The organism is Xanthomonas sp. LMG 12461 (assembly GCF_009192935.1).
In the GTDB taxonomy this organism is placed as follows: domain Bacteria; phylum Pseudomonadota; class Gammaproteobacteria; order Xanthomonadales; family Xanthomonadaceae; genus Xanthomonas_A; species Xanthomonas_A sontii.
Window position 1 is genome coordinate 18329 of record NZ_NQYT01000064.1, and the last position, 9466, is coordinate 27794.

The 9466-nt window shown below is 68.6% G+C and carries 9 protein-coding genes; 6 read left to right on the plus strand and 3 right to left on the minus strand.

Annotation, left to right across the window (positions count from 1 at the left end; all coding sequences use genetic code 11):
- Window positions 1–26: 26 nt before the first annotated feature.
- A complete protein-coding gene (locus CEK68_RS16735; RefSeq protein ID WP_017908501.1) occupies window positions 27–635 on the minus strand; it encodes a TIGR00645 family protein in 609 nt (202 codons plus the stop codon).
- Between the two features lie 113 nt (window positions 636–748).
- Here CEK68_RS16735 and CEK68_RS16740 point away from each other — a divergent pair, with 113 nt between their 5' ends.
- The 4 genes from CEK68_RS16740 (at window position 749) to CEK68_RS16755 (ending at window position 6433) form a co-directional block, all read left to right on the plus strand.
- The gene (locus CEK68_RS16740; protein ID WP_017908502.1) at window positions 749–1438 is read left to right on the plus strand and encodes a glutathione binding-like protein; all 690 of its coding nucleotides are present in this window, start codon (window positions 749–751) and stop codon (window positions 1436–1438) included.
- A 70-nt stretch (window positions 1439–1508) separates the two neighbouring features.
- Entirely contained in the window at window positions 1509–3740 is a 2232-nt protein-coding gene (locus CEK68_RS16745; RefSeq protein WP_152240050.1) for a S9 family peptidase, read from the plus strand.
- A gap of 52 nt (window positions 3741–3792) precedes the next feature.
- The gene (locus CEK68_RS16750) at window positions 3793–4377 is read left to right on the plus strand and encodes a cytochrome c oxidase assembly factor Coa1 family protein (protein WP_152181555.1); all 585 of its coding nucleotides are present in this window, start codon (window positions 3793–3795) and stop codon (window positions 4375–4377) included.
- A 250-nt stretch (window positions 4378–4627) separates the two neighbouring features.
- Complete coding sequence (locus CEK68_RS16755; protein ID WP_152240051.1) at window positions 4628–6433, plus strand: DUF885 domain-containing protein; 1806 nt, start codon at window positions 4628–4630, stop codon at window positions 6431–6433.
- A gap of 41 nt (window positions 6434–6474) precedes the next feature.
- Here the strand turns inward: CEK68_RS16755 and CEK68_RS16760 are convergent, their stop codons facing one another.
- Both CEK68_RS16760 and CEK68_RS16765 read right to left on the minus strand, forming a co-directional pair.
- A complete protein-coding gene (locus tag CEK68_RS16760) occupies window positions 6475–6852 on the minus strand; it encodes a hypothetical protein (protein ID WP_226977926.1) in 378 nt (125 codons plus the stop codon).
- A gap of 213 nt (window positions 6853–7065) precedes the next feature.
- Complete coding sequence (locus tag CEK68_RS16765; protein WP_152181558.1) at window positions 7066–7509, minus strand: hypothetical protein; 444 nt, start codon at window positions 7507–7509, stop codon at window positions 7066–7068.
- A gap of 172 nt (window positions 7510–7681) precedes the next feature.
- Here CEK68_RS16765 and CEK68_RS16770 point away from each other — a divergent pair, with 172 nt between their 5' ends.
- Together CEK68_RS16770 and hemB are read left to right on the plus strand one after the other, a co-directional pair.
- Window positions 7682–7930: a hypothetical protein gene (locus CEK68_RS16770; protein WP_010340624.1), complete on the plus strand. Its 249-nt coding sequence runs from the start codon at window positions 7682–7684 to the stop codon at window positions 7928–7930.
- Window positions 7931–8136: 206 nt separating this feature from the next.
- Window positions 8137–9129, plus strand: a complete 993-nt coding sequence (gene hemB / locus CEK68_RS16775; RefSeq protein ID WP_026144287.1) for a porphobilinogen synthase — start codon at window positions 8137–8139, stop codon at window positions 9127–9129.
- The last annotated feature ends 337 nt before the right edge of the window (window positions 9130–9466 follow it).

Genomic DNA, 9466 nt, shown 5'->3' on the forward strand with positions numbered 1-9466 from the left:
AAAAAGCGTGACGCGGCGCGCGCCGGTCAATGCGCCGGCCGCGCCGGCGCGGACGCGGACATGATCCGGTCGGTCCAGGCGATGCCGATCGCCGACAGGATGAAGATGCCATGGATGATGGTCTGCCACAGCACGCCGGTGGCGGTCAGCGTCGCGCAGCTCTTCAGGTCCACCGTCCCCACGGCGCTGGCCAGCTGTTCCGGCGAGCACATCGGCATGCCGCCGAGCGCGCCGACCGCGATGAAGGTCTTGAGCAGGTGGATCGAGGAGATGCCGATGATCGACAGCGCCAGCTTGACCTTGAGCACGCTGGCGTTGACGTGGCTCAGCCACTCCGGCTGGTCCGGATGGCCCTCCAGGCCCAGCCGCGACACGAAGGTCTCGTAGCCGCCGACGATCACCATCACCAGCAGGTTGGAGATCATCACCACGTCGATCAGGCCGAGCACGATCAGCATGATCTGCTGCTCGCCCAGGCTCGGCGCCTCGTGGATCAGGTGCCACAGCTCCTTGCCGAACAGGAACACGTAGACGCCCTGGGCCACGATCAGTCCCAGGTACAGCGGCAACTGCAGCCAGCGCGAGGCGAAGATCAGGTTGGACAGGGGATGCAGGCGGGGCCGCTCTGGAGTCATGGCGTGGTCTGGAATGCTGCGTTGCGGGAGCGGCCAGGGTACCCGGCCGGCAATGACGCTGCCAAGCCGGGGGCCGCCGCTACACTCGGGATCCCCTGTCCAGGAACGCCGCCATGATCGATCTGTACTACTGGCCCACCCCCAACGGCCACAAGGTCACCCTGTTCCTCGAGGAAGCCGGGCTGGACTACACGCTCAAGCCGGTCAACATCGGCGCCGGCGAGCAGTTCGCGCCCGACTTCCTGGCGATCTCGCCGAACAACAAGATGCCGGCCATCGTCGACCATGCCCCGGCCGACGGCGGCGCGCCGCAGAGCGTGTTCGAATCCGGCGCGATCCTGCTGTATCTGGCCGAGAAGACCGGCCGCTTCCTCCCGGCCGATCCGCGCGGGCGCGTGCTCGCGCTGGAATGGCTGTTCTGGCAGATGGCCGGGCTCGGCCCGATGACCGGGCAGATGGGGCATTTCAACGTCTACGCGCCGGAGAAGATCGGCTATGCGATCGAACGCTACGGCAACGAGGTGCGGCGCCTGCACGGGGTGCTGGACAAGCGTCTGGCGCACAGCGCCTACCTGGCCGGCGACGACTACGGCATTGCCGACATGGCCAGCTACCCGTGGATCGAGGTGTACAACGGGCTGACTCCCGACTACGCCGCCTTCCCGCACCTCAAGCGCTGGCACGAGGCCATCGCCGCGCGCCCGGCCACCCAGCGCGCCTACGCCTTGAAGGAGCAGGTGAACCCGAACGCGGGCAAGCCGCTCAGCGACGCCGAGCGCAAGCACCTGTTCGGACAGCGCTGAGCCGGCGCGCTTCTCAAATCCCGGGCGCACGCGCATCATCCGTGCGCTCGGTGCTCCATCAGGAACCTTCATGCGCTCTCTGTTCGCCGCTCTCGCCCTCATGCTCGCCACCCCCATCGTTCCCGCCCACGCCGAGAAACTGACCCTGGAGGCCATCACCGGCAGCAAGCCGCTGTCCGGGCCGACCCTGATGAAGCCCAAGGTGGCGCCGGACGGCTCGCGGGTGACCTTCCTGCGCGGCAAGGACAGCGACCGCAACCAGCTGGACCTGTGGGAATACGACATCGCCAGCGGCCAGACCCGCATGCTGGTGGATTCCAAGCTGGTGCTGCCCGGCACCGAGACCCTGAGCGACGAGGAGAAGGCACGCCGCGAGCGCCAGCGCATCGCCGCCTACACCGGCATCGTCGAGTACCAGTGGTCGCCGGATGCGCATGCGCTGCTGTTCCCGCTCGGCGGCGAGCTGTACCTGTACGACCTGCGCAAGAGCGGCAGCGCCGCGGTGCGCAAGCTCACCCACGGCGAAGGCTTCGTCACCGATCCCAAGATCTCGCCCAAGGGCGGCTACGTCAGCTTCGTGCGCGGGCGCAACCTGTGGGTGATCGACCTGGCCAGCGGCCAGCAGCACCAGCTCACCCGCGACGGGAGCGAGACCATCGGCAACGGTGTGGCCGAGTTCGTCGCCGACGAGGAGATGGATCGCCACACCGGCTACTGGTGGGCGCCGGACGACTCGGCGATCGCCTTCGCGCGCATCGACGAAACCGAGGTGCCGGTGCAGAAGCGCCCGGAGGTCTACGCCGACCACACCGAGGTGGTGGAGCAGCGCTATCCGCAGGCCGGCCAGCCCAACGTCAAGATCCAGCTCGGCACCATCGCGCCGCGTGCCGGCGCGCAGCCGCAGTGGATCGACCTGGGCAAGAACCCGGACATCTACCTGGCGCGGGTGGACTGGCGCGATCCGCAACGGCTGACCTTCCAGCGCCAGTCGCGCGACCAGAAGCGCCTGGAGCTGATCGAGGCGACCCTGGCCACCGGCAAGCAGCGTGTGCTGATCACCGAGACCAGCCCGACCTGGGTGCCGCTCACCTACGACCTGCACTTCCTCAAGGACGGACGTTTCGTCTGGGGCTCGGAGCGCAGCGGCTACGAACACCTGTACCTGGCTTCGGAAGACGGCCGCACGCTGCGCCCGCTGACCCAGGGCGAGTGGGTGGTGGACGAACTGCTCGCGGTGGACGAGGCGGCCGGCAAGGTCTATTTCTCCGCGACCAAGGCGTCGCCGACGCAGACGCAGATTTACGCGGTGTCGCTGGCCGGCGGTGCCATCGAGCCGCTGTCCAAGCCGAATGGCACGCATGCCGCCAGCTTCGCCAAGAACGCCAGCGTGTATGTCGACAGTTGGTCCAACACCACCACGCCGCCGCAGATCGAGCTGTTCCGCGCCAACGGCGAAAAGATCGCCACCCTGCTGGTCAACGACCTGGCCGATCCACAACACCCCTATGCGGCCTACCGCGAGGCGCAGCGTCCGGTCGAGTTCGGCACCCTGACCGCCGCCGACGGCAAGACCCAGCTGCACTACCGGCTGATGAAGCCGGATGGGTTCGACCCGGGCAAGCGCTACCCGGTGGTGGTCTATGTGTACGGCGGCCCGGCCGCGCAGACCGTGGTCGACGGCTGGCCCGGCCGCGGCGATGCGCTGTTCGACCAGTACCTAGCGCAGCACGGCTATGTGGTGTTCTCGCTGGACAACCGCGGCACGCCGCGCCGCGGCCGCGATTTCGGTGGTGCGCTGTACCAGCACCAGGGCACCGTGGAAGTGGACGACCAGTTGCGCGGCGTGGCCTGGCTGAAGGCGCAGCCGTGGGTGGATGCGGCGCGTATCGGCGTGTACGGCTGGTCCAACGGCGGCTACATGACCCTGATGCTGCTGGCCAAGCACAGCGAGGCCTATGCCTGCGGCGCCGCCGGCGCGCCGGTGACCGACTGGGGTCTGTACGACAGCCACTACACCGAGCGCTACATGAACCTGCCCAAGGCCAATCCCGATGGCTACCGCGACAGCCGCGTGGCCGCGCACCTGGACGGGCTGACCTCGCAACTGCTGCTGCTGCACGGCATGGCCGACGACAACGTGCTGTTCACCAATTCCACCTCGCTGATGAGCGAACTGCAGAAGCGCGGCAAGCTGTTCGAGCTGATGACCTATCCGGGCGCCAAGCACGGCCTGTCCGGCAGCAACGCGCTGCACCGCTATCGCACCACCGAAGCCTTCCTGGCGCGCTGCCTCAAGCCCTGAGTGCGCCGTTCCGCTTCCACCTTCCCGCTTCCGCACGACAAGGAGTGACGTCATGTCGAGTCCGCCACCGCTGCCCGGCACGCCCGGTCCCACCTCCACCACGGCGCTGCCACCGGCCAAGCGCGGCTGGTGGGCACGGCACTGGAAGTGGGCGGTGCCGCTGATCGTGCTGGTGCTCGGCGCCCTGCTGCTGGCGTCGATCGCGGTGTTCGTGCTCGGCATCGCGCGCGTCACCAAGTCCTCCGAACCGTACCGGGTCGGCGTGATGGCCGCGCAACACGACCCGCGCGTGGCGGCTGCGCTGGGCGCGCCGATCAAGGACGGCATCATGCCCAGCGGCAGCTTCAACAGCAGCGGCGGCGGCAGTGGCAATGCCGAGCTCAGCGTGTCGCTGCACGGCAGCCGCGCCAACGGCACCTTGTACATCGAAGCCGAGCGCCATGCGGGCGAGTGGCACTACACCACCTTGCAGGTCTTGCCGGATGCGGGTGAAGCGATCCCGCTGCTCGATGCGCTCGGGCAGGATGCCGAGGACGAGGACGAAGAGGCGGACGGGATGGCGGTCGAGGCGCCGCCGGTGCCCGCCACAGACGTCGACGACAGTGCCACGCCGGCAGAGGCCGACGCGACGAAGTAGCGAGGTGGCGAACCTTCTGCCGCTCACCGCGTCGCGTGGTGCGTGGGTGGCGCCTTGGGTAAAGCGCGATCGCACCGCCATGTCCTGCAATCGCGCGCCGCTGCTGCCGGCACAGCATGTGCGCGACCGCGGCGGCGTAGTCTTCATCCGCATGCTGCACCGCGGCGTGGCGGCGGCCATGACCTCCGGCAGATGGCCGAGCCGGCACGCGCCGCGTACGGTCCTGACATCATTCTGTCGGAGCTGCGCCATGAAGCCACGTGTCCTCGCCATCGCCCTGACCCTGGCACTGGCGGCGCCCTTGCCGTTTTCGGCGATGGACGTGGCGGCCGCACCGGCGGCCGCATCCGCCACGCGCGCGCCGGCCTGGGTGGAGCGCAGCAATGCGTTCGCGCAGATCCTGCTGCAGGCGCAGGCGCCGTTCCAGGCCGAGGAAGTGAGCTTCTTCGGCGTGCTGGGATTCGACGACCAGGTCTCCGATTTCGGTCCCGACAACGCGCGGCGTTTCCGTGAGGCGACCGCTGCCGCGCGCCGCACGCTGCAGGAAAAACTGCAGGTGGAGCGCGATCCGAACGTGCGCCAGGATCTGGCGATCCTGATCCACGCCGCCGACCAGTCCATCGAGGGCAGCGCGCTCAACGAGCGTTTCTTGCTGCCATGGACCGACGCGCCGCAGCACGTGTTCGGCGGCATCAACAACCTGTTGTCCGAGCAGGTACCGGCGGCACGCCGCGCCAAGGCGCTGCTGCGGCTGCAGCGCTACGTCGGCCTGGCGCCGGGCAGCACCTCGATCCTGCTGCTGGCGCGGCAACGCTACGAAGAAAAGCGCACCGACGGCAACCTCCTGCAGCCGACCAGGCGCGAGGTCGAGCAGGCCTTGAGCAACGTCGATACCTACGCCAAGGGCATTCGCGCGCTGTTCGCCGAGTACAAGATCACCGGCGCGGATGCGGCGCTGGCGGCGCTGGACAAGCAGTTCCAGGACTACGCCACGTGGACGCGCACGGTGGTGCTGCCGCAGGCGCGCGAGGATGCGCGCCTGCCGCCCGAGCTGTATGCGTTCCAGCTCAAGCAGGTCGGCATCGACATCGCACCGCAGGTGCTGATGCAACGCGCGCAGCTGGAATTCATGGAAACCCGCGCGGCGATGCAGCAGCTGGCGCCGCAGGTGGCCGCGGCCAAGGGCCTGCGCGGCGACGACGCCCGCGACTACCGCACGGTGCTGCGCGCGCTCAAGCGCGACACCATTGCCGACGACAAGCTCGAAGCCCACTACCGTAGCGTCATCGACCGCATCGATCCGATCATCCGCCAGCAGCGCATCGTCGACGTGCCGCAGCGGCCGATGCAGATGCGCCTGGGCTCGCCGGCGGAAAGCGCCGCGCAACCGGCGCCGCATTTCCGCCCGGCGCCGCTGGTCGGCAACACCGGCGAGCAGGGCACCTTCGTGCTGCCGCTGGGCAATCCGGACAGCGCCGGCAAGGGCGAGCACTACGACGATTTCAACTTCGGCGCGGCGGCATGGACGCTGAGCGCGCACGAGGGCCGGCCCGGCCACGAACTGCAGTTCACCGCCATGGTCGAGCGCGGCGTGTCGCTGGCGCGCAGCCTGTTCGCGTTCAACTCGGTCAACGTCGAAGGCTGGGCGCTGTACGCCGAGGCCGAGATGGTGCCGTACGAGCCGCTGGACGGACAGTTGATCGCCTTGCAGTTCCGCCTGCTGCGCGCAGCGCGTGCCATGCTCGACCCGATGCTCAATCTCGGCCTGATCGACCGCGAGCGGGCGCGCCTGGTGCTGGAGAACGACGTCGGCCTGTCGCCGGCGATGGCGCGGCAGGAGCTGGACCGCTACATGGTGCGCGCGCCCGGCCAGGCCGGCAGCTACTTCTACGGCTACAGCCGCATCCTGGAACTGCGCATGCGCACCGAACTGGCGCTGGGCGCCAGGTTCGACCGCCTGAAGTTCAACAACTTCCTGCTGGACCAGGGGCTGCTGCCTCCGGACCAACTGGCCGCGGCGGTGGACGAGGATTTCGTGCCGTCGCAGCGCAAGTGATGGCCATCGCATCGCTGCGCGAAAGCGCAGCGGTACGGCCCTCAGTGCTCGTACGGCACGCTTTCCGGGCGCCGGCTAGGATCCGTCCAGTTGCCTTGTTTGGCGGCTGCCGGACAGATGTCCTCGTATTGCTTCACCGCGGCGATCGCGGTAGGCGTCCATGCGCCGCAATGCCAGCCATGCTTGCAGCAGCGGACCGGACTCGCCTTCCAGCAGTATCCAGGGTCCGCTTGCCATGTGCCGCTGATCGGATCGACCGGCCTCCAGTTCTTGTCGACACCCTTGCAACCTTGGGTACAGAACACGAACGGATCATTGTCGCGGCACACGAGCGTCTTGTAGACCGGTGCGGCGGTGCCATGAACGACAGCAAACATGTAGCGGAAATCCATATCCAGCGCTTCATGGGCTCTCTTCATGGATGAAGACGACGAGGGTTCTCTGCTGCATGAAGGCGATCCAGTTCATGCATTCCCTACCCACGTGAGCGGAATGCCTGCGGTTCGCAGCCAAGCGGGACCGTCCGCCTTTCAAGCGGGTGGACCATAACGTAGCAATGTTGCAGTGCCTGGATGCAGGCAGGCCGGCGCGCAGAGCACGTCGCCGCTGCACGCCTGCCCGGTGGCGCGGTTTCAGCGTCCCGCTGGCGCAGCTGGCGCCTGCGCCCCCGGCGGCACCCAGATCGCCATGCCGGCGGCACGCTTCTGCGTGGTGGGGATGCCGATGCCCAGGCCGCCGCCGACGTGGCCGCCGTAGCTGCCCGCGCCGACCGACAGGCCGCCGCCGGAGCGCTGCGACCCCACGCCCATCAGCACCACGCCGTTGGCGCCGAGCTTGGCCGCGTCTCGCTTGAGCCGGTCCACTGCCGCGTCGGTCTGGCCCTGGGTGCCGAAGCCGGCCGCGCTGGAGGCTTCGAGCTGGGCGATATCCACCGCCCCCGGCGGCGGCGCGGAGTAGATCTGCACCAGTGCCGGGTCGATCGGCGGGCGCGCCGCGCCGACCATCACTTTCGAGGAACTGGCGCAGCCGGCCAGGGCCAGCAGCAGCGCCAGCGGCAACAGCGGTCGGATGTTCATGGCCTTACCCCCGTGTTCGGATCTCACGCGATCATAGGCGGGCCGGGTGAATCGTGCCGAACCCGCCGCTGTCGCACCCTCGCAGGGCCGCCGTGATCCCCGTGCCAAGAGTTGGGTTGCCTGGCGTTCGCCGCGCGCTATGGTGCAGGCTCACATTCGCACGGAGGCCGGCATGGGCCTGATCAGTCTGCTGTGGGGCATCGTGGCGTTGCTGTGGATGATCCTGGCCTTCATCCCGCTGCTCGGCTGGGGCAACTGGTTCCTGATCCCGTTCGCCGCGGTCGGCGCGCTGATCGCCGCGATCGGGCTGCTGTTCACCGCGGCGCCCAACCGCGGCCGCGCCAAGACCGGCCTGATGCTCAATGCGCTGGTGATCGTGGTCGGGGTGATCCGGTTGAGCCTGGGCGGCGGGGTGATCTGACCTGCGTGCCGGGCGACCGGCATGCTGTGTTGCAGCATTCCACGCTGCGCGCCGCGCCGGCGCGAGTAACATGCCCAGCCGACGGCGCCCGCGCGCGGGCCGCCTCGCGTTCACGCCGGTGCCGGCGGCGCGGCCTGCGGTGCCTGGCGGCATCGGCCGCGCGACTGGCGCGGCCTCCCAACATCCGCCCACCCAGGAGCCTGCACGTGGCCCATCCCCACTATCGCCCCCGGCGCATGCGCCGCGATGCCTTTTCGCGCCGCCTGATGCGCGAACACACCCTCACCGTCGACGACCTGATCTGGCCGGTGTTCGTGCACGACGTGCCCGGGCGCACCCCGATCGCGTCCATGCCGGGCGTGGAGCGGCTGTCGATCGAAGAACTGCTGAAAGAGGCAGAGGCCGCGCTGGAACTGGGCATCCCGGTGATCGACCTGTTCCCGGTGATCGACCCGGCCGGCAAGTCGCTGGACGCTGCCGAGGCCTGGAACCCGGACGGCCTGGCGCAACGCGCGGTGCGCGCGCTGAAGACGCGCTTCCCGGAGTTGGGGGTGATGACCGACGTGGCGCTGGATCCGTACACCAGCCACGGCCAGGACGGCATCATCGACGACCGCGGCTACGTGCTCAACGACATCACCGTCGAGGCGCTGGTGCGGCAGTCGCTGTCGCATGCGCAGGCCGGCGTGGACATCGTCTCGCCGTCGGACATGATGGACGGCCGCATCGGCGCGATCCGCCGCGCGCTGGATGCCGACGAGCACCTGCACGTGCGCATCATGGCCTACTCGGCCAAGTACGCCTCGGCCTTCTACGGGCCGTTCCGCGAGGCGGTGGGCAGCGCCGGCAACCTCGGCAAGGCCGACAAGACCACCTATCAGATGGATCCGGCCAACGGCGACGAGGCCCTGCGCGAGATCGCGCTGGACCTGGAAGAAGGTGCGGACATGGTGATGGTCAAGCCCGGCATGCCCTACCTGGACGTGGTGCGGCGGGTGAAGGACGAATTCCGCGTGCCGACCTTCGCCTACCAGGTCAGCGGCGAGTACGCGATGCTCAAGGCAGCGATCGGCAACGGCTGGCTGGACGAGCGCGCCTGCGTGCTGGAGTCGCTGATGGCGTTCAAGCGCGCCGGCGCCGACGGCGTGCTGACCTACTTCGCGCCGCAGGTGGCGCGCTGGCTGCGCGAGGCGCGCTGACCCGGCGCCTGGCTGTCAGAGACACCGCCGTCGCGACGCTTTTCTCCGGAAGGCCCTGTCGCGACTGAAGTGCACCTCCAGCAGCGGCGAAGGCCTTGGGGAGGAGCGGTTCAAGCCGCTCCTTGTATCTGGACATGTCGCCCCTAAACAGGCGTCATGTCTTCCGACTGATCATCGGAGGAGGTGCGGGAGGTCCAGTCGCTCCTAAAGCTTCGAGCTTGCATCGCAGATCGGCTCCGCCCTCCACATGCTGGCCCTTGTGTGTCCGAACGGTATCCAGAGTCCGCCCAAGAGCGTGAGCTCGCATCGCAAAGTCTGGAACTGGATCTACGCCAAA

Excerpts from the sequence above, each read along its gene's own strand:
- CEK68_RS16755 (WP_152240051.1), top strand. The coding sequence starts at position 4,628 with ATGAAGCCACGTGTCCTCGCCATCGCCCTGACCCTGGCACTGGCGGCG.
- CEK68_RS16750 (WP_152181555.1), top strand. The coding sequence starts at position 3,793 with ATGTCGAGTCCGCCACCGCTGCCCGGCACGCCCGGTCCCACCTCCACC.
- CEK68_RS16765 (WP_152181558.1), bottom strand. The coding sequence starts at position 7,509 with ATGAACATCCGACCGCTGTTGCCGCTGGCGCTGCTGCTGGCCCTGGCC.
- CEK68_RS16735 (WP_017908501.1), bottom strand. The coding sequence starts at position 635 with ATGACTCCAGAGCGGCCCCGCCTGCATCCCCTGTCCAACCTGATCTTC.
- CEK68_RS16740 (WP_017908502.1), top strand. The coding sequence starts at position 749 with ATGATCGATCTGTACTACTGGCCCACCCCCAACGGCCACAAGGTCACC.
- CEK68_RS16760 (WP_226977926.1), bottom strand. The coding sequence starts at position 6,852 with ATGAAGAGAGCCCATGAAGCGCTGGATATGGATTTCCGCTACATGTTT.
- CEK68_RS16745 (WP_152240050.1), top strand. The coding sequence starts at position 1,509 with ATGCGCTCTCTGTTCGCCGCTCTCGCCCTCATGCTCGCCACCCCCATC.
- CEK68_RS16770 (WP_010340624.1), top strand. The coding sequence starts at position 7,682 with ATGGGCCTGATCAGTCTGCTGTGGGGCATCGTGGCGTTGCTGTGGATG.